Here is a 19630-nt window from a genome sequence, read left to right on the forward strand (position 1 = left end):
GCCGCCCGGCATCTTCGGCCAGGCCGAATCTCCCCCAGCTCCCACGGTGCAATATGCTCAGAATTGCCCAAGAAGCCCTGACGTTTGACGACGTTCTGCTCCTGCCTGCCCACTCGGATGTACTGCCCAAGGATGTGTCCCTCAAGTCGCGCCTGACGCGGGAAATCGAACTGAATATTCCGCTGGTCTCCGCCGCCATGGACACCGTTACCGAACACCGCCTGGCCATTACCATGGCCCAGGAAGGCGGCATCGGTATCCTGCACAAGAGCATGCCTCTGGAGGACCAGGCCCGTCAGGTGCGCGCGGTGAAGAAATACGAATCCGGCGTGGTGAAGGATCCGATCACTATCAGCCCGGACGCCACCGTGGCGGAGCTGCTGCGCCTCACCGAAGCCAACAACATCTCCGGCGTGCCGGTGGTGGAAGGCGAGCAGGTGGTGGGCATCGTCACCAGCCGTGACACCCGCTTCATCACCGACTACGACCAGCACGTGGCCGACATCATGACCCGCCAGGAGCGCCTGGTGACGGTCAAGGAAGGCGCCAGCGCCGACGAAGTGCAAGGCCTGCTGCACAAACATCGCATCGAGAAAATCCTGGTGGTCAACGAGTCCGGCGCCCTGCGCGGCATGATCACCGTCAAGGACATCGAGAAAGCCACCCGCTACCCCAACGCCTGTAAAGACAGCCAGGGCCGCCTGCGCGTGGGCGCCGCCGTCGGCACCGGCGCCGGTACCGAGGAACGGGTCGCCGCGCTGGTGGAAGCCGGCGTGGACGTGATCGTGGTCGACACCGCCCACGGCCACTCCCAGGGCGTCATCGACCGCGTCGCCTGGGTCAAAAAGAACTTCCCGGACGTGCAGGTGATCGGCGGTAACATCGCCACCGCCGCCGCCGCCCGCGCCCTGGTGGAAGCCGGCGCCGATGCGGTGAAAGTGGGCATCGGCCCGGGCTCCATCTGCACCACCCGTATCGTCGCCGGCATCGGCGTACCGCAAATCACCGCGGTCTCCGACGTTGCCGCCGAACTGGAAGGCACCGGCGTACCGCTGATCTCCGATGGCGGCATCCGCTTCTCCGGCGACATCGCCAAGGCCGTCGCCGCCGGCGCCCACGCCATCATGATCGGCTCCCTGCTGGCCGGCACCGAGGAAGCGCCGGGCGAAGTGGAACTGTTCCAGGGCGGCTACTACAAAGCCTACCGCGGCATGGGCTCCCTGGGCGCCATGTCCGGCTCCACCGGTTCCTCCGACCGCTACTTCCAGGACGCCGCCGCCGGTGTCGAGAAACTGGTACCGGAAGGCATCGAAGGGCGCGTACCCTACAAAGGCCCGATGAGCGCCATCGTCCACCAACTGATGGGCGGCCTGCGCGCCTCCATGGGCTACACCGGCTGCGCCAGCATCGACGAAATGCGCACCAAGCCGGAATTCGTCAAGGTCACCAACGCGGGCATGAAAGAAAGCCATGTACACGACGTGACGATTACCAAAGAAGCGCCGAATTACCCCGTCGGGTAATTCGGCTCTGTGGGAGCGGGCTTGCCCGCGAAGTGGTGTCCGCTACCCACAATTGAGATATGACTGGCCGGCCCAACCGCCGGCCTTTGCATTTAAAGCCGGCCCCGAACCGCCGGCCCTAACCGGAAACGGACCATGCAAGACATCCATGCCCAGCGCCTCCTGATCCTCGACTTCGGCTCCCAGTACACCCAGCTGATCGCCCGCCGCGTGCGCGAAATCGGCGTCTACTGCGAAATCCGTGCCTTCGATATCAGCGCCGAGGACATCGCCGAATTCAACCCCAAAGGCATCATCCTCTCCGGTGGCCCGGAATCCGTCACCGCCGCCGAAACCCCGCGCGCGCCACAAGCGGTGTTCGAACTGGGTGTGCCGGTGCTGGGCATCTGCTACGGCATGCAAACCATGGCCGAGCAACTGGGCGGCGCCGTGGTGGCCGGTGAAAAACACGAATTCGGCTACGCCCGCGTCGCCAAAGCCGAAAGCAACGCCCTGCTGGACGGCATCGTCGATCACGAAGAAGGCGGCGAGGAGCACCTGGACGTGTGGATGAGCCACGGCGACCGCGTCGGCGCGGTACCGGAAGGCTTCGTCGTTACCGCCACCACCGGCAGCTGCCCCATCGCCGGCATGGCCAACGACGAAAAACGCTTCTACGGCGTCCAGTTCCACCCGGAAGTCACCCACACCCTGCAAGGCGGCCGCCTGTTGGAACGCTTCATCCGCGAACTGTGCGGCTGTGAAGCCCTGTGGACCCCGGCCAACATCATCGAAGACGCCATCACCACCATCAAAGAGCAGGTCGGCACCGACGACGTCATCCTCGGCCTCTCCGGTGGTGTTGACTCCTCCGTGGTCGCCGCGCTACTCCATAAGGCGATCGGCGACCAGCTCACCTGTGTGTTCGTCGACAACGGCCTGCTGCGCCACCAGGAAGGCGACCAGGTCATGGAAATGTTCGCCGACCACATGGGTGTGCGCGTGATCCGCGTGGACGCCGAAGACCACTTCCTCTCCCGCCTGGCCGGCGAAGCCGACCCGGAGAAGAAACGCAAAATCATCGGCAACACCTTCATCGACATCTTCGACGCCGAAGCCGCCAAGCTCACCAACGCCAACTGGCTGGCCCAGGGCACCATCTACCCGGACGTGATCGAATCCGCCGCCTCCAAAACCGGCGGCGCCCACGTGATCAAATCCCACCACAACGTGGGCGGCCTTCCCGAGCACATGAAGCTCAAGCTCGTCGAACCCCTGCGCGAGCTGTTCAAGGACGAAGTGCGCAAAATCGGCCTCGAGCTCGGCCTGCCCTACGACATGGTCTACCGCCACCCCTTCCCCGGCCCCGGCCTGGGCGTGCGCATCCTCGGCGAAGTGAAAAAGGAATACGCCGACACCCTGCGCCTGGCGGACCACATCTTCATCGAAGAACTTAAAGCCGACGGCCTCTACCACAAAACCAGCCAGGCCTTCGCCGTCTTCCTCCCGGTCAAATCCGTCGGCGTCGTCGGCGACGCCCGCCGCTACGAATACGTCGTGGCCCTGCGCGCCGTCGAAACCATCGACTTCATGACCGCCCGCTGGGCGCACCTGCCGTACGAGTTCCTGGAGAAGGTCTCCAGCCGGATCATTAACGAGATTCCGGGGATCAGCCGGGTGACGTATGACATCTCGTCCAAGCCGCCGGCTACGATTGAGTGGGAGTGACGGGCACTGGCTGGCAATGTCTAGCAACGGCAGGCATTTCGGCTGAGGGTAAAAGAACTTTCCGCTAAGCGATAGACTGTATGTAAACACAGTATTGCAAGGACGCGGAACATGCCTCATGTGGCGGCCAGGACGGCCAGCCGGGATCGGGATACTGGTCGTTACCAGAGCCACCGACCCGAGCAAACCCTTCTCTATCAGATCGTTGACGAGTATTACCCGGCATTCGCTGCGCTTATGGCAGAGCAGGGAAAGGAATTGCCGGGCTATGTGCAACGGGAATTTGAAGAATTTCTCCAATGCGGGCGGCTGGAGCATGGCTTTCTACGGGTTCGCTGCGAGTCTTGCCACGCCGAGCACCTGGTCGCTTTCAGCTGTAAGCGTCGCGGTTTCTGCCCGAGCTGTGGGGCGCGGCGGATGGCCGAAAGTGCCGCCTTGCTGGTTGATGAAGTACTGCCTGAACAACCCATGCGTCAGTGGGTGTTGAGCTTCCCGTTTCAGCTGCGTTTCCTGTTTGCCAGCCGGCCCGAGATCATGGGGTGGGTGCTGGGCATCGTTTACCGCGTCATTGCCACGCACCTGGTCAAGAAAGCGGGCCATACCCACCAAGTGGCCAAGACGGGCGCGGTCACCCTGATCCAGCGTTTTGGATCGGCGCTCAATCTGAATGTTCACTTCCACATGCTGTTTCTCGACGGTGTGTATGTCGAGCAATCCCACGGCTCAGCGCGTTTCCGCTGGGTCAAGGCGCCGACCAGCCCAGAGCTCACCCAGCTGACGCACACCATCGCCCACCGGGTGGGTCGCTATCTGGAACGGCAAGGCCTGCTGGAACGGGATGTCGAAAACAGCTATCTGGCCTCGGATGCGGTGGATGACGACCCGATGACACCCCTGCTGGGGCACTCGATCACTTACCGTATCGCTGTCGGTTCACAGGCGGGGCGAAAGGTGTTCACTTTGCAAACTCTGCCGACCAGTGGTGATCCGTTCGGTGACGGGATTGGCAAGGTAGCCGGGTCCAGCCTGCACGCCGGCGTGGCGGCCAGGGCCGATGAACGCAAGAAGCTCGAACGGCTGTGCCGGTACATCAGCCGCCCGGCGGTATCCGAGAAGCGGCTGTCGTTAACACGAGGCGGCAACGTGCGCTACCAGCTCAAGACGCCGTACCGGGACGGCACCACGCACGTCATTTTCGAACCATTGGATTTCATTGCAAGGCTGGCCGCCCTGGTACCGAAGCCCAGAGTCAACCTAACCCGCTTCCACGGGGTGTTCGCACCCAACAGTCGGCACCGGGCGTTGGTCACGCCGGCAAAACGGGGCAGGGGCAACAAGGTCAGGGTGGCTGATGAACCGGCAACACCAGCACAACGGCGAGCGTCGATGACATGGGCGCAACGGCTCAAGCGTGTTTTCAATATCGACATCGAGACCTGCAGCGGCTGCGGCGGCGCCATGAAAGTCATCGCCTGCATTGAAGACCCTATAGTGATCAAGCAGATCCTTGATCACCTGAAGCACAAAGCCGAAACCAGCGGGACCAGGGCGTTACCCGAAAGCCGGGCGCCACCGGCTGAGCTGCTCCTGGGTCTGTTTGACTGACGAGCCTGAAGGCCAACGATACCAATCAAAATGCTGCGTTCACAGCGCCGCGGCAGGGATCCGCCGTGCTGGTTGTCGGAAAAGGAGCCGCTAGTGGGAAAGAGGAGGGTAAATTTTCAGCGTTGCTGGCTCCCCGTCAGCCGGATTGGGTTGCATCGCAGGGGTGTCGAAAGAGTCAACTGCGGTCCAAAGCTGTTGGACTTGGGTGAAAAGGGCGTTTATTCTTCCTATACGTTGTCGGCAGCGGGCCAAAAAGGAATACGTCCATGCCCATCGAGGTGAAACCGGCTGTGAGCGCGGGTTCAAGCATATAGCCCGACAGGCGCGTATCCTTGCCGATCACGACACGATGGCGGTGGTCACCGCGACGAAAGACACGGCCAGCCGCCATGCCGACGCGCAAGGCGGTTTCCGCCGTCATCGCGCCTTCGTTGGCTTTGCCACGAATACCGTCTGTGCCGAAATATTTGCGCACCATAAGGTCGATTATCCTGTCGTCGGGTCGCCCTCAAAGGGGACATGCCTGCTGAACCGCGAATATAGAGAAATATCCCGAATGTGCAGTTAACGAATTCTTGCGGTTTCTTTCAGCGCCGCCAATACCGCCAGCCCGTCGCGCAAGGGGCGCGGCTCGTGTGTGCGGATGAAGTCAGCTCCACCTGCGGCGGCGGCAAGCTCTGCAGCGAGTGTCGCGGCCCCGACATCCCCCGGACCACGGCCTGTGAGCGCGCGCAGAAAGGATTTGCGCGAAACAGACAGAAGCACCGGCAAATCGAAGCGCAGCCGCAATTCATCGAACCGCGCCAGCACCGAGAGCGAGGTTTCGGGAGCAGCCCCCAGAAAAAACCCCATGCCGGGATCAAGGACAAGGCGGTTGCGTTTGATACCGGCACCCGTCAGCGCCGCGATGCGCGCGTCAAAGAACGCCGCAATGTGATCCATGATGTCGCCAGCGGGTGCCTCGCGCCGATCTGCCTGCCCGTCTTGCACCGAATGCATAACGACGAGTTTGGCAGATGATTTCGCCAATTGCGGATAGAACGCAGCGTCTGGAAAACCGCGAATATCATTGAGATAGGCCACACCACGCGACAAGGCATAGGCTTGCGTCGCGGGTTGATAACTGTCGAGCGAGACGGGAATGCCATCTGCCTTGAGCGCGTCCAGCACCGGCGCGATACGCGCGATTTCTGTGTCGGACGAAACAGGCGCGGCGTCGGGATTGCTGGATGCCGGACCGAGGTCGATCACATCTGCCCCCTCGGCCATCAGCTTACGCGCCTGCGCAATGGCTGCGTCTGGCGCCAGATACCGGCCTCCATCGGAGAAACTGTCCGAGGTTATGTTGACGATGCCGAAAATGATGAGCGATTTATTCATGGGGGCTTCTATAATAATAATAATCGAGCATGAGTCTCATACGGATGCTCGGGTCGAAAGGGAATCCCCAGGCGAGTAACCTGTTTGCGGTGATCCATTAGCTGCAGGAGCAGAAGAGCATACATCTGGAAGCAAAGCCAGGAAAGCGGCCTATGGAGCTGTGCGGCAGCGCTCAGTAGGCAATTTTTCAAAATATTGTTAAGCCTTTTCTGAGCATGGTATTTTTCATGGTATTACCAATTAGCAGGAAAATAAGCCATTGAATATAAAAGATAAAAATGTCTTGTTTACAATAGAGTGGGAATAGGGCTGTTCTCAGTTGAGAACTATGCCGAAAGCGGTCAGTAAGCCTTGAAATTAGAGAAGTAATAGGCCAGGAATCGATCAAGCATTAGATGGCGCGGCACAGGCGCTGAAAAAAGGAAAAAGTGGACAAGGAAGAAGGCGAAGGCATGAGCCAAGCAGAGTCCCCCCAGCCCACGGTCCGGCAGTGGCTTCGCTACTGGCGCAACTCGCTGGCGGATGCCGAAAGCGGCCGTGGGGCATTGACCAAAAAGGCCCTGGGGCAGACCGACTATCTCGAAAGAACGGTCTACCGCGACGGCCGCCTGCCGTCGGATCACCCGGTGCTCCAGAAACTCTTCGCGGAAGAAGAGGAATCGACCCAGGTGGTGCGGGTGGCGCTGCGCCCGGCGGTGTACAAGGTATTGCAGGAGCACGGGACGAAAAAGCGGGCACTTTACCCCGATGTCATCACGCCGCTGATCTGCGGTTTGTGGGTTGCTCGTGATGGCCGTTTGATCCCTGCCGAGCCACCGGTGATTCCCCGCGATCTGCTGGCGCCGCAGGCCGATGACCGCTTTACGCTGGCCGATGTGGCGGAACAGGACGTCTTTCTGAGCAAGCATGAGCCACGGGTCTGGTCGGAAAGCCAGGCGCTGGCGCTGCTCGAGGATTCGGCCCTCGAGGCGCACGGCGAATGCTGGCAGCCGTACTACGATCTGTCCCAGCGGCTGTTTGACACTCTATGCCCCAAGGATCTGCTGAAAGAAGTATTCGTGAGTGCCAACGAGGCGCGTATCTCCAGGGTCGACGATCAGCTAGGCGCCGCGACCCACATTGTCAAGCTCTACGACTGGCTTTCCACTACGGATCAGGCGCTGCCACTGCTGGAAAATTACGCCCTGTCGAACATCGAGTCGTATCAGTCCTGCGTCAAGCCACTGCCCGGCATGACCCACCGTCTGGGCCACGCCAATACGCAGTACCCGCTGGCCATTGCCCAGCGCGACGCGCTGGCGCAGGTCATGGCGATGGCGGAAGGCGAGGTGCTGGCGGTCAACGGCCCGCCGGGCACGGGCAAGACCACCTTCGTGCTCTCGGCGGTCGCGTCGCTCTGGGTAAAGGCCGCGCTCGATGAGGCCGAGCCGCCGCTGATCGTCGCGGCATCGACCAACAATCAGGCCGTGACCAACGTGCTTGAAGCCTTCGCCAAGGAGTTCGAAGAAACCCAGGATGCCTTCGGCGGGCGCTGGCTGCCCGACATCACCAGCTACGGCGGCTACTACTGCGCGCGTAGTCGGGAAGGCGAGGCATCTAAGCACTATCAGACGCCGTCGTTCTATCGCGAGATCGAATCGCCGGAATACCACGAGCGCGCCGAGATGGCCTTTCTCCAGCGCGCTCGGCAGGCGCTCGACGATGAAACGCTCACCCGTGTGGATACCGTTCGCTCTCGGCTTCATCTGCGGCTGAACGAGCGCCAGTCGCAACTTCGTGATCTGTACCAGTACTGGACGACACGGGCAACGCTTCAGGCCAAGCTCGCGGAGAAACTGGGGGACGCCCCCGAGGAGATGCTGGCTCGCGAACAGTCGGTGGTCGCCGCGCTGCAAGGCGAGTTCGAGGGCATCGAGGCGGATCTCAAACGGTGGCAGCGCTTTTGCGCCGACGAGCCGATGTGGCTCTCACTGCTTGCCGTGCTGCCGCCGGTGGCCAAAAAGCGCCGCATGCGGCGTGAACTGTTCATCAGCGAGCACCTGAGTGTCGAGGGGCGTCGGCTGATCGAGCAATCTCCATTGGCAGATTCCACCGAGGTCGCGTTGAAGGCCTGGTTGGGTCAGCAGCGTGAGGTGCTGAACCAGAAACAGGGCTTTATTGCCGAGTGCCAGCAGAGCGTGCAGGAGATCGAACAGCTCACTTCGAGGCTCCAGACAGCCTATCAAGCGTTGGGCCTTGATACGCTACCAACCTCGTTTGACGCCTTCGATCAGGCACTGGATACCACGCTTCGCTTTCAGCTCTTTCAACTGGCGGTGCATTACTGGGAGGCGCGCTGGCTGGAGGCGTGCGCTGAACGTGCTGACGAGCTGGCCGAGCAGACGGCCAAAGGGAAAGAGAAACCGGGGCTTTCCAAGGTACGCCCCCGCTGGCGCCGGCGAATGATGCTGACGCCCTGCATCGTGTCGACGCTGCACTCACTGCCGTCCCACATGACCCACAGCGTGTTCGAAGGCGAGGACCAGTTCCGCGACGATTACCTGATCAACGAGATCGACCTCTTGATTGTCGACGAAGCCGGTCAGGCCGGGCCAGATGTCGCGGGCGCCTCCATGGCGCTGGCCACGCGGCTACTGGCGATTGGTGACGTCCATCAAATCAAGCCGGTCGCAACGCAGTCGCAGACGGTCGATGTGGGTAATTTGGTGCATCAGGGTCTGCTCACGGCCATCGACGAGTACGAGGGGCTGCGTGAAAGTGGGCGCTCGGTGGTGGATGGCAGCGTGATGCGCATCGCTCAAATGGCGAGCCGCTACCACTATCTAGAACAGGCCGAGCCGGGCATGTTCCTGCGCGAACATCGGCGTTGCCTGAACGACATCATCGCCTATTGCAACGATCTCTGTTATCGCGGGTTGTTGCAGCCGCTGCGTGACAGGCCCGCTATCGATGCGGATCTCCCGCCCTTTGGCTATGTGCACGTCGATGGCCGGGCCGAGACCCCGCCTTCGGGAAGTCGCATCAACCGGCTGGAAGCCATCACCGTGGCTGAATGGCTGGCCGATCAACGCGAACGGCTGGAGACCGTGCACGGCAAGCCGCTGGAACAGATCGTCGGTGTGGTAACGCCTTTCAAGGCCCAGGCCAATCTGATCGAGCAAGAGTGCCTGTCGCGCGATATCAGGGTAGGTGGGGGCAATGAGGAAATGACGGTGGGCACGGTGCACGCCCTTCAGGGGGCAGAGCGCCCGGTCGTGCTGTTTTCAGCAGTATATTCGCGCCACGACGATGGCAGCTTTATCGACAACGACCCGTCGATTCTAAACGTGGCGGTATCACGCGCGAAGGACAGCTTTCTCGTCTTTGGCGATATGGACGTTATCGGGACGGCGGCACGCGGCACACCGCGATATCTGCTGGGCCGTTATCTATTCAGCCATGAGCACAATGAGTTGTTGTTCACAGCGAGTGCGGCACGTCCTGATCTACTCGCGCTGTGTCAAAAGCCACGGTTGATCAACAACGCCGAAGCACATGATCAATGCATCAAAGACCTGCTTGAGCGTGTGCGTGCGGAGATCGCGGTGGTGTCTCCTTGGATTTCGCTGGATCGTCTAGAAGAGAGTGGATTACTGGTAGCACTAGAGAAAGCGGCCGCGCGAGGTGTCGATATCACGGTCTATGCCGATCATCACTTCAACACCACTAGCGGCAACCAGACGGATGCCCAGAAGACGTCCCGCTTCGAACGGTGCTGTGAAGCGCTCGCCGAGCGCGGTATGACGGTGAAGGTAGTCAGTCAGGTTCATAGCAAGCTCATCATGGCCGACGATGACTTTTTGTGTGTGGGTTCCTACAACTGGGCGAGTGCCGTGAGGGAGGGAAAATACCAGAACATGGAAACATCCATGCTGTATAGCGGTGACCTGAAAGCGGAAATTACCCTTCAACTTGACGCGCTCGAAGCACGCGTTCGGCAGCAATATCCCGACATGGCCTGATCGCAAAGCTCGGACTGAGCTGAGGTATCGTCTGAACGTTGACGGACCCATCTAGATCACTGGCCCCGGCCCGCGCCGGTGTTGGCAGCCTGGCCCTCAACACCCTCGCTGAAGAAGCCGGCGTCTCCAACGGCACCACCTACAACGGCTTCCGCTCTCGCGAACAGGTGCTCGAAGCCGTGGGCCTGGAACTCGCCGTCCAGCTCTCCGAACAGATCCTCACCGTCAGCGAAGCCGTGGACAGCGGCGCCGAACGCCTCAGCATCGCCGTACGTACCTTCATGAACAAAGCCCGCACCGACCCCGACTGGACCCGCGCCCTGATCACCGTGGTCCGCTACGCCGAAGGCATGCGCTCCACCCTCGCCACCTACCTCCGCGCCGACCTCCAAGCCGGCCGCCGCCAAGGCGACTTCCACTACGCCCACGAAGAAATGGCCATGAGCATGGTGATCTCCGCCACCCTGGGCGCCATGAACCTGCTCGTGGAAGACGGCGAGGTGGAGCATGCCGACCGTATTGCGGCGGAGATGGTGTTGCAGGCGCTGGGTGTGCCGCCAGAGACGGCTAGGCGGATTGCTGGGTTGCCGTTGCCGGGGGAGGGTGGTTAGCCGGACTTGCCGCAGCGTGGGTGGCTGATCTGCGATTGATTTGATCTGGCCGATTAGTAAGGGCTTACTTAAAGGGCCGTTGGCGCTTGGGCGTTGGCGGTCTTTTTGTTTTGGGGCAGAGGATTGGCCGAGATGTCGGGGAAATGGCGGTTTGAAGCGTTTGTCAGTGGCTGGCTTTTCTGGTCTTATTTTGCGTCAGGGGAAGCTAGAAAAAGAGATATGACGCCGGCGCGTTTATTGGATATTCGTGCCGGCGTCCTAATACCTGTTAGGCAGTCAAAATGTACAAACTAGGCGCCCTGATATCGTTAATAGGTTATTTTTCCAGATTAGTTATTCTGATCATTCTCGGGTATGCAGTCAGAGAGAGTTTTAGTTCATTTGGAGAGTTTGAAATTTTAGAGGGCGTTGCGTATTTGTTGTACGCGTGTGTTGGTGGCCCTATTGTGTATGTGGTTGGGAATGTAGTAATAGGTGTCGGGGTTTCAATATCAGAAAAGGGGGTGAAAAATGAACTGGATTAGCGGTGCATTTTTTATTTTGGCTGCCCATTCAATTGGCATGGTTGTCTTTATTCACACGAATAACGAGTGGTATTACCAGAAAGCTATCGCGGCTGGCGTGGAGCCAAATATAGCAGCTGCAACTATTTCAAAACTCATTTTGGCTACTATAGGGCTTGGTGCTGGTATATGGTTGCTCAACTAAAGCCTAACAATCCGTGGCAGTTCGCGCCTGTCGGCGCCGGACTCGCTACGTTCGCCGCTGCACAGGGGTGTTAGGGCGTACGCCTACTACATCCAAATGCGCTTATTATTGTGCGGATCTTGGCAATAAACACAAAGAAGATTTAAGATTCGTAAATTGGGAGGAGGATACTAGATGACCGAACGTGATGACCTCCTCGCTTCCGTCGCGAGCGAGATTAAGACCTATCGAAAAAGGGACCTCCCCGAGCCGACACCGGAGCACGTCGATCGTTGGCTTCATCAGTTCACTCCCGCCCAGCAGTTGCCGTTCCTGCGTGAGTTTGAGCACGTTATCAAGCAGACCTTCTTCACACGAAAGAACGTAAATGACTTTCTCCGCGCCCTCGTGACCAATCCAAAGCTGGCTGGGGCTGACCCCACGGAGTACTGGTCGTATGCGAACTTCTTGAACATCCAACGGAACGGGCAGAGCCAGAGGGAGATGCTGAAGCTCTTCTCGAAGTGCCTTGAGGACGAATGTGGTCTCGATATAGATGGCTGCGGAGAAGATGGTGGCGACTTCATCTATCTTGATGACGTGATGTTTAGTGGTAACCGCGTGGGGAATGACCTTGAGCCGTGGATTATAAATGACGCGCCTCAATCGGCCACGGTCAATGTCATCGTCGCTGCTCTTCACTCGGGAGGCTGGTGGTATCTGGTCAATAAGAGACTCAAGAACGTAATCGCAGAGTCGGGCAAGAACATCTCCGTCACCTATTGGCGTGCCCTCGAAATTGAGAATCGGAAGTGGTTCAAGAACAGTTCAGGAGTGCTTTGGCCCACAGCGGTCCCAGATGTGGCGGAGGTTCAGGACTACATTGCTCAGCCGGTAAAGTTCCCTTTTGAGCCTCGACAGCCGAGTGAAGCAGCCATCCATCCGTTCTCCTCTGAAATGGGCCGCCAAGTCCTGGAGAGCGAGTTCCTTATCGCTGGTGCTAAGATCAGGGCGATGAGTGACAACCCGAAGCAGTCTATGCGCCCTCTCGGCTTCAGTCCGTTCGGTGTGGGTTTCGGATCGATGATCGTCACTTACCGTAATTGCCCAAACAATTGTCCACTTGCAATGTGGTGGGGAGACCCAGAGGCGACTTCGGGGGCCCTGCACTGGTATCCGCTACTACAGCGTGAGGGCTATTCGTCCGCGAGGAATGTCTTCGATGATCTCACGCTCTAGCCTAGATCAATATGAGAAAAGCCTCTTGAGGACCTACGTCCGCAGCGAGGTTGTCGTTGTCTACAAGACGAAGGAGGCCTTTGGTGGCCTTTCCAACATGGCATCGGGCTACCCCTTGCAGATCAACGGTGTTCGAATCTTGACCACAGAGGCCCTGTATCAATCCTGCCGCTTCCCCCATATGCCGGCAGTCCAACGTGAAATCATCGGGCAGAACAGCCCGATGACTGCCAAGATGAAGAGCAAGCCGTATCGCAATCACTCAAGGCCGGATTGGGACGAGATCAGATACAAGGTTATGCGTTGGTGCCTGCGCGTGAAGCTCGCGCAGAACTATGAGGAATTCGGTCGGCTGCTGCTTGCAACGCGTAATCAGCCTATCGTCGAGCAGTCACGAAAGGATGACTATTGGGGGGTAAAGCTGGTAGACGATACTGGCGGTAAACTGGTCGGGCAGAACGTACTAGGCAGGCTGTTGATGGAATTAAGAGAGAAACTAAAAGATGATACGGAAGGTGTATTGAAGACGGTGCCACCCCTTGGCATTCCCGACTTCATGCTACTAGGTAAACCGATCGGAACAGTCACATCCAAGAGTTCAGGCGACGGCCAAAAACAGCCGGAGTTATTTTAATGGCTTCGTCCTATCTGCTACTGAGCCCTAACAATCGGCTGCACGGCGGCCGATTTTCCGCCGCTTCGCGGCTCCAAATCGGCGCGTGAGCCGGGCGTTAGGGAAAGCAACTTATGGTCGCAGACGAGGAGTTGCCACTGCTGGATGCTTTGCGAGTTTTGGCAATGCTTCAGCAAGAGTTTTTGCGCCTTGCACTCTTCGTCGCATCCCAAGGCCCTACCACATATGAAGGCGAAACGTTGACTTGTAGCCTCCCGGACGCAAAGCGGCGCATAAGCACATTACTAGCTATGGGGGAAGGGCAATCTGTTGAATCCCTCTTACAGATTGCTAAACATCGCGGAATTTCCGTCCGCGACGCCTATCCAATCGCACGATCGACAGTCGAGTCTTTCGTGAATGCAAGCTACCTCCTGGCGGAGTCAAATGCGGTTGCAGACCGAGCTTTTAGGTACATCGAATTCGCCGCGTGGCGGCAACACAATCGTAAATTTGGAAGTGGCGGATATTCGATTGAAGGCCGTTCAGACCCTAATCCAGCGTCAACGCTCGCTTCCAAATTTCCCGAATTTACAGGTAAAGGAAACGGGAGCTGGACCAACCTAGATATGCCAAGTCGTATCAGGCGGGTAGGTGAACTTGCGGGGCGTAAGGCTGGATCGCGACTACTCGCGGCATATGGACTGATCTATTCACTCTCGTCAGAGGTCATTCACGGTTCCCCCTTTGGCGCGAGCTTCTTTTATTCAGCCCACCTCAAAGGTGAACGCACCACCGAGGCATTTGTCGCTGGAACGGTTCGACAGTTGGAGGAAATCCTCATTACAGTTCTCCACGCTGGATGTGGTTACCTGGCCGCCTTCTTTGAAAAGCAACAAATGCAGGTAGGGCTTGAGGCCGAAGATAAGCTATTCAAGCGGCTCATGGCGCTGAGTACCAAACCGGCATCAGCCTCTCCTCACGGAAATGATGGGAAGCGCTAACAAGTGGTTGAAACCGTTCGCTTCGCTCACTGGGGGGGCTAAAGCCCGCCCGTTAACCAAACTTTAGATCTTTGAAGGGGGAGCTGACATGGCCAAGGAACCAAAGATAGACCTGAGCATTTATCTCGCCAAGGGTGGCATGGCAAACCCCGACGAAAACGTAAAGAATGCCGGAACACTAAAAAAATCTACTTTAGACTTGGGACAAAACTGCCTAGCGACGCTCTATGTCAGGCAACAGACTTCTAATGCTCCGAAGTGGGTCACATTCTTTCAAGATTTTGTAGATGCGTCAGTATTCGGGCGGAATTCGTCTACCGGCGCCCTTCTCTCCATACCTTGGCAACAGCGAACCTTCCTAATTTCATTTGGCCAGGGTTGGCACAATATCGATAGCGCAAAGATTGAAACGGAATTTGGGCTGAGGGCCGCCCTGAATATTCTCGATCCCACCAGCATAAGAAGCATTGACAAATCCACATTAGAAGCACAGCCCACGCAGTTGCGAGAGCAATCTGGCCGTGCAACTGAAGTTCAGTACTTTGGCATTGATGTAGAAAGGGATTTGCTTCGAGCAGTAACAGGAAAACCAACTGAGGAATACTTTGGCAGCCGTGTATCAGGGTTAGATTCCATCCATTTGAGCTTGGAGATCGATCCGATGGACTTGCCGGACCTGTTAGGACGACTCCTGGTTGCGTATCGAAGTGACGGATACAAGAACGGGCCATTTTCATGGATTGACCACATTGGCCAGATCCGTGATCCAGAGCTTATAGAAGATCTGGATGACCAACTCATTGACAGTATCAATCGCCGTGAGGTCGACAAGATCTGGATGTCAGTCCCGGAAATAATTGACTGGAACCGTGTGGTGGGGTTCAGGTATTCCATGGGAAGACGTGAGCCGCGAGTCTATGACGTTCGCGTTCTTGATTTCTTGGAGACATTTAAGGACCGGAAAGTCACACAAGAGAAATTGATGCAGCGTAAGATTTATTGTGTGGATGCTGATGACAACCCGGTCCTTGATCGGCCAGCGTACTACTACTTGTATGCCGAGGTGGAGAGAAACAATGAAGTGTGCCTCCTGAATAACGGGAAGTGGTATCAAGTCGAAAGGAGATACGCCGACATAATTAACAAGAAGTTTGACGCAATCACGCGCTATGACAGGCAGCTGCCCAGCTATGATGATGAATCCGAGGGCGCCTACAACAGCCGTGTTTCGAACGACGATCCGGCGCAGTATGTTCTTATGGATAGGGATCTTGCCTATGTGCCCGGTTCTGCATCAGGCGTGGAGGTATGCGACCTATATCGCAATGAGAGAGAATTTATCCATGTGAAAAGGTATGGTGGATCAAGTGTTCTCAGTCATTTATTCAATCAAGGGTTGGTGTCAGGTGAACTATTCAGAATGGACGCGGAATATAGGAGTATTGTCAATGACAAGCTGCCGGACGACCGCAAGATAGATGATCCAGAAAAATCGCCTTTGGCGGGAGAGTATCGCGTTGTTTATGCAGTGATTAGCGAGAGCAGCGATCCTCTCTCCGTGCCTTTCTTCTCAAAGATCAGTCTCAAGAATTGCATTTCTAGACTTGAAGCTATGGGATTCACTGCAATGCTTGCGAAGATTTCTGTTGAGGAGAAGCGGAAGGTGCTAAAAGCGTATGCAGCAGCACCAGACAAGATTTAACAAGCAGTTGCACTGGACCGTTCAGCCTGCTTTGCAGTCTGGCCGCTCCTCAACTATAGCGGTAGGAAAAAGTAGAGGTCTGTGGAAATTCTAAGCAATAATTATTGGCTGAACGTCCTTGGTTGGCTCGCATCGATCTGTGCAGTCAGCTATTTCATTCGCCGTGTTACCAAGGATTTCGACGAAGATCTTGCTCCAGAATTCCGACTCAAAATTACGCGGCAGCTCAAACGCGTCAAGGTTGGAGATGCAGATTGGCTGTTTTCATTCGATAGTATTTTTACCGAAATTTTTGGGACTAAACATCTGTCATGGCGTTGTTTTAGCCGATCCATGGCGGTTTCCGGTCTGTTGTTTGCGTTTTTAATTGTCGCAACTGGCGCGCTTGCCGTAGATGTCACGCAAATTGGAGACCTGGTTGGTCAGGGCCCATTTTTGGGAGCATTGCTCTGGATTCTGCTCCTTGTTGCTGTTGGTATGACGTTCAACGGCATTCTAGATTACCTATCATTATGGGGCACGAGACTGGTAATCCGGCTACCTTTACCTCCGTTAGTCAAGGTTGCGGTTAATGTCACTTTCACCACGATAGTTGTCCGCGTCATATTTGCTTTTTTCTTAGGTTTGATCGTCTACAGTGGCCTTTCATATGCATTTCAGTATGGTGCTGACGAGCCAAATGGCGCGATTTTGCAAGTCTTCTTGCTTTACGGGTTGCAATTTATGGAGTTCCCGCCCCAGTTTGGAAGCCTGGCTTTTGTTATCTTTGCAACCAGCTTTAGTACTTCGATCTGGCTTGCTCTACACCTTATGAGCGGGGTTTTAATCCGGTGGTTGCCGGGAGCTGTTTCGATGTTGAATGCTGATCAAGCACCGGTGCGAGCAATTGGAATTGTTTCCATCGGTGTGATTTGGTTGCTTGGTATATTATTCGGATTTATAGTTCTCCTTTATTATTGGGCCTCAGCAGGTTGACAAGCTATGCCTAACCAGTTATTTATTTTCGTTCCGGCCCTGCGGGGCTTCTACCGATCGGCTTTTACTCCGCTTCGTTTCGCAAAGGTCGCCGCTAAATATTGGCGTTATGTTCCAAGGGAGAAAAGGGCGAAGAATGGAGTTTGAGGAATTATTAAAAGAACGCCTCAAAAGAAATGGTAAAAGGCTTTATCACCGTGAAGGTCAAGAGCTGGAATTTAAGGAGCAATTCAATCTCGCGGCCTTGGCCGATTACTTTAGAGATTTCGCTGCTTTTTCCAACAACCGTGGAGGGTTCTTAATTTTTGGGGTTAAAGACTCTCCAAGAGAAATATCAGGATTGTCGGAGAAATCAAAAGAGCAGTTTGAAAAGGTAGATCCAGAGAAGATTACTGGTTATCTATTGGAAATATTTTCTTCTGAAATAAGGTGGGTTCAAGGAAGTATCGAAATCGATGGGATGTTTTGTGGCGCGTTCTATATTTGGCCATCTGATACCAAGCCGGTCATCGCACGAAAAGATGAGGGTAAAGACCAGATTATCAAAAACGGCGAGATCTACTACCGTTACGGTGGACGAACACAAAAAGTTCAAGGTTCTGAATTGGAAAGTATTATCAATCATCGCATTGAGCAGAATAACAAAAGTTGGCTGAACCTTATGGCGAAGATAGGTCGCGCTGGTCCGCAAAACGCCGCGATATTGGATACCGAACGGGGCTTAATAGAGCGTGATGACTCGCAAGTGCTGGTTCTAGATGATGATCTTGCTGGAAAGGTGAAGTTTGTTAAAGAGGGCGAGTTTAAGGAAAAAGAAGGTGCTCCAACTCTCAAGCTGGTTGGCGACGTCGTTCCCGTCGATAAAGTGGAAGTAATTCAGCGGGTGAAGGAAAACTTGACTAGGAGCTACCCCTATTCGGCAATGGAGCTGGCAGACGAGGTAACCAAGCAGGTGCCAGGCGCTTCAAAGCAGAACGTCTGGGCATGTATTTCGGAGAACGATTTAAAAAATAATCCAGACTATTCCGTTTACAATTTTCGCAATAAAAGGCAGGAGGATGCATTTAAGAAAAATGGCACTATCCCAGTTGCCACGCCAAGCATCTATAACCATAAGGCTATTGAATTTATTGTAAATGTTTTGCGGAGCGAGAAAGCCGATAAAAAATAACCAATGCGTCAACGGCCCGATATGTTTCGCTGCTGCTCCACAAACCGGGCCGTTACCTCAGCATTACAAAGAAAAAGCCGGACCTGCAATACTCCTTAGCCGGTTTGCCGTTTGAAACTCTGATGATTCAGTAATGCTGATTTTATCGCCTCCGCACCCTTCCGGTAACACACTACAGCTAAAAGTTCAGAATCAACCCAAACTCCCCAGTATCGGCTCCCACGATAGTGCCCGATCTCAATGTTCGGCTTGCGCTTCTTCATGATTCCCTCCATGAGTATCGGTGATACGTAAAGTCATCATAGAGGAGGGCGAGCAGAAGTGCTACTTATAGTATGTAGATTTATAGTCATCTATAAGAACAATTTGAAATATGACTACTCACATTGATGACGCACAGAAAAAGCTGGGTTCCGTGATCCGGGAGCGGAGGCGGGCCGCCGGTATTTCTCAGGAAGCCTTCGCCACCGAGGTAGGCATTCATCGCACCTACATCGGGGCGGTGGAGCGGGGCGAGCGTAACGTGTCGTTGGTGAATATCCTGCGGATCGCCACGGCGTTGAATGTCTCCGCTGCCCAATTGTTCAATGAGGCCGGCCTTTAGTTCGTACACAGTTTGAATACTTCCTCTCCAGGCTCCCCGGTTCGCCACCTCACCAGGAGACAACCATGATCATCTCCTCCACCCACGATTACCGCCTCGCCGCCAAACGCCGCCTGCCGCCGTTCCTGTTCCACTACATCGACGGGGGCGCGTACGACGAGCACACCCTGGCGCGCAATGTGGCGGATCTGTGCGATCTGGCGTTGCGGCAGCGGGTATTGAAGGAAGTGGGGGAGGTGGATCTGTCGGCGCGGTTGTTCGGGGAGGCGGTGAGCCTGCCGGTGGCGTTGGCGCCGGTGGGGCTCACCGGGATGTACGCGCGGCGGGGCGAGGTGCAGGCGGCGCGGGCGGCGGCGTCGCGGGGCGTGCCGTTTACGTTGTCGTCGGTGTCGGTGTGTCCCATCGAGGAGGTGCAGCCGGCGATGACGCGGCCGATGTGGTTTCAGCTGTATGTGCTGCGCGACCGCGGGTTCATGAAGAACGCGCTGGAGCGGGCCTGGGCGGCGGGGGTGCGGACGCTGGTGTTTACGGTGGATATGCCGGTGCCGGGGGCGCGCTATCGCGATCGGCATTCGGGGATGTCCGGCCCGTTCGCGGCCTGGCGGCGGGTGCTGCAGGCGGTGACGCACCCGCGCTGGGCGTGGGACGTGGGCCTGCGCGGGCGGCATTGGTGCACCTGGGATCATGTCTTTTAGGTAATACCTCTTCGGGTATGAGGCGACCACATCAACCTGTTCCCTCGATGCCTCCCTTCAACCCCCAAGCCCCCACCGCTGGGAATCCTGCTCAAAATTCTCGATCAACAGCT

15 protein-coding genes and 1 pseudogene are annotated in these 19630 nt (G+C 56.6%); 14 read left to right on the forward strand and 2 right to left on the reverse strand.

From position 1 onward, the window contains the following. Positions 1-53: 53 nt before the first annotated feature. From guaB to MA04_RS03400, 3 genes are all read left to right on the forward strand, one after another. Positions 54-1523: an IMP dehydrogenase gene (gene guaB, locus MA04_RS03390; protein WP_262459431.1), complete on the forward strand. Its 1470-nt coding sequence runs from the start codon at positions 54-56 to the stop codon at positions 1521-1523. A gap of 135 nt (positions 1524-1658) precedes the next feature. Further along, on the forward strand, positions 1659-3230 hold the full coding sequence (guaA, locus tag MA04_RS03395) for a glutamine-hydrolyzing GMP synthase (RefSeq protein ID WP_262459432.1): 1572 nt from the start codon (positions 1659-1661) through the stop codon (positions 3228-3230). A gap of 111 nt (positions 3231-3341) precedes the next feature. Beyond that, on the forward strand, positions 3342-4835 hold the full coding sequence (locus MA04_RS03400) for an IS91-like element ISCR2 family transposase (protein ID WP_001120888.1): 1494 nt from the start codon (positions 3342-3344) through the stop codon (positions 4833-4835). A gap of 175 nt (positions 4836-5010) precedes the next feature. On the opposite strand, the gene MA04_RS03405 is transcribed toward MA04_RS03400, so the two are convergent. Together MA04_RS03405 and sul2 are read right to left on the reverse strand one after the other, a co-directional pair. Further along, positions 5011-5313 (reverse strand): phosphoglucosamine mutase, encoded by a 303-nt coding sequence (locus tag MA04_RS03405; protein ID WP_000251875.1) that lies wholly within the window; start codon positions 5311-5313, stop codon positions 5011-5013. 86 nt (positions 5314-5399) lie between these two features. Then, positions 5400-6215, reverse strand: coding sequence for a sulfonamide-resistant dihydropteroate synthase Sul2 (sul2, locus tag MA04_RS03410; protein WP_001043260.1), 816 nt, complete (start codon positions 6213-6215; stop codon positions 5400-5402). 428 nt (positions 6216-6643) lie between these two features. Here sul2 and MA04_RS03415 point away from each other — a divergent pair, with 428 nt between their 5' ends. From MA04_RS03415 to MA04_RS03465, 11 genes and pseudogenes are all read left to right on the forward strand, one after another. Continuing rightward, complete coding sequence (locus MA04_RS03415) at positions 6644-10216, forward strand: AAA domain-containing protein (protein WP_262459448.1); 3573 nt, start codon at positions 6644-6646, stop codon at positions 10214-10216. Between the two features lie 38 nt (positions 10217-10254). Beyond that, a complete protein-coding gene (locus MA04_RS03420) occupies positions 10255-10827 on the forward strand; it encodes a TetR/AcrR family transcriptional regulator (protein WP_262459449.1) in 573 nt (190 codons plus the stop codon). Between the two features lie 510 nt (positions 10828-11337). Next, complete coding sequence (locus MA04_RS03425; protein WP_262459450.1) at positions 11338-11535, forward strand: hypothetical protein; 198 nt, start codon at positions 11338-11340, stop codon at positions 11533-11535. A 174-nt stretch (positions 11536-11709) separates the two neighbouring features. Next, entirely contained in the window at positions 11710-12753 is a 1044-nt protein-coding gene (locus MA04_RS03430) for a phosphoribosyltransferase-like protein (RefSeq protein ID WP_262459451.1), read from the forward strand. Continuing rightward, positions 12737-13387, forward strand: a complete 651-nt coding sequence (locus tag MA04_RS03435; RefSeq protein WP_262459452.1) for an NADAR family protein — start codon at positions 12737-12739, stop codon at positions 13385-13387. Before MA04_RS03430 ends, MA04_RS03435 begins: the two co-directional genes overlap by 17 nt. A 113-nt stretch (positions 13388-13500) precedes the next feature. After that, positions 13501-14370 carry a hypothetical protein gene (locus MA04_RS03440; protein ID WP_262459453.1) on the forward strand — a complete coding sequence of 290 codons (870 nt, stop codon included), beginning with the start codon at positions 13501-13503 and terminating at the stop codon, positions 14368-14370. An 88-nt stretch (positions 14371-14458) separates the two neighbouring features. After that, complete coding sequence (locus tag MA04_RS03445) at positions 14459-16072, forward strand: TIGR04141 family sporadically distributed protein (protein WP_262459454.1); 1614 nt, start codon at positions 14459-14461, stop codon at positions 16070-16072. Positions 16073-16153: 81 nt separating this feature from the next. Next, on the forward strand, positions 16154-17047 hold the full coding sequence (locus MA04_RS03450) for a hypothetical protein (RefSeq protein ID WP_262459455.1): 894 nt from the start codon (positions 16154-16156) through the stop codon (positions 17045-17047). Positions 17048-17183: 136 nt separating this feature from the next. Further along, complete coding sequence (locus MA04_RS03455) at positions 17184-18218, forward strand: AlbA family DNA-binding domain-containing protein (protein WP_262459456.1); 1035 nt, start codon at positions 17184-17186, stop codon at positions 18216-18218. 373 nt (positions 18219-18591) lie between these two features. Further along, positions 18592-18822 carry a helix-turn-helix domain-containing protein gene (locus tag MA04_RS03460; protein WP_262459457.1) on the forward strand — a complete coding sequence of 77 codons (231 nt, stop codon included), beginning with the start codon at positions 18592-18594 and terminating at the stop codon, positions 18820-18822. A 65-nt stretch (positions 18823-18887) separates the two neighbouring features. Then, a pseudogene (locus tag MA04_RS03465) lies at positions 18888-19487 on the forward strand (alpha-hydroxy-acid oxidizing protein); the annotation flags it as partial. Between the last annotated feature and the right edge of the window lie 143 nt (positions 19488-19630).

It is taken from the genome of Alloalcanivorax balearicus MACL04 (assembly GCF_025532145.1).
Taxonomy (GTDB): Bacteria; Pseudomonadota; Gammaproteobacteria; order Pseudomonadales; family Alcanivoracaceae; genus Alloalcanivorax; species Alloalcanivorax balearicus.

What these genes read in the sequence shown, in the direction of transcription:
- guaB (WP_262459431.1), top strand. Translation starts at nt 54, where the DNA reads ATGCTCAGAATTGCCCAAGAAGCCCTGACGTTTGACGACGTTCTGCTC.
- guaA (WP_262459432.1), top strand. Translation starts at nt 1,659, where the DNA reads ATGCAAGACATCCATGCCCAGCGCCTCCTGATCCTCGACTTCGGCTCC.
- MA04_RS03400 (WP_001120888.1), top strand. Translation starts at nt 3,342, where the DNA reads ATGCCTCATGTGGCGGCCAGGACGGCCAGCCGGGATCGGGATACTGGT.
- MA04_RS03405 (WP_000251875.1), bottom strand. Translation starts at nt 5,313, where the DNA reads ATGGTGCGCAAATATTTCGGCACAGACGGTATTCGTGGCAAAGCCAAC.
- sul2 (WP_001043260.1), bottom strand. Translation starts at nt 6,215, where the DNA reads ATGAATAAATCGCTCATCATTTTCGGCATCGTCAACATAACCTCGGAC.
- MA04_RS03425 (WP_262459450.1), top strand. Translation starts at nt 11,338, where the DNA reads ATGAACTGGATTAGCGGTGCATTTTTTATTTTGGCTGCCCATTCAATT.
- MA04_RS03430 (WP_262459451.1), top strand. Translation starts at nt 11,710, where the DNA reads ATGACCGAACGTGATGACCTCCTCGCTTCCGTCGCGAGCGAGATTAAG.
- MA04_RS03435 (WP_262459452.1), top strand. Translation starts at nt 12,737, where the DNA reads ATGATCTCACGCTCTAGCCTAGATCAATATGAGAAAAGCCTCTTGAGG.
- MA04_RS03440 (WP_262459453.1), top strand. Translation starts at nt 13,501, where the DNA reads ATGGTCGCAGACGAGGAGTTGCCACTGCTGGATGCTTTGCGAGTTTTG.
- MA04_RS03445 (WP_262459454.1), top strand. Translation starts at nt 14,459, where the DNA reads ATGGCCAAGGAACCAAAGATAGACCTGAGCATTTATCTCGCCAAGGGT.
- MA04_RS03455 (WP_262459456.1), top strand. Translation starts at nt 17,184, where the DNA reads ATGGAGTTTGAGGAATTATTAAAAGAACGCCTCAAAAGAAATGGTAAA.
- MA04_RS03460 (WP_262459457.1), top strand. Translation starts at nt 18,592, where the DNA reads ATGACTACTCACATTGATGACGCACAGAAAAAGCTGGGTTCCGTGATC.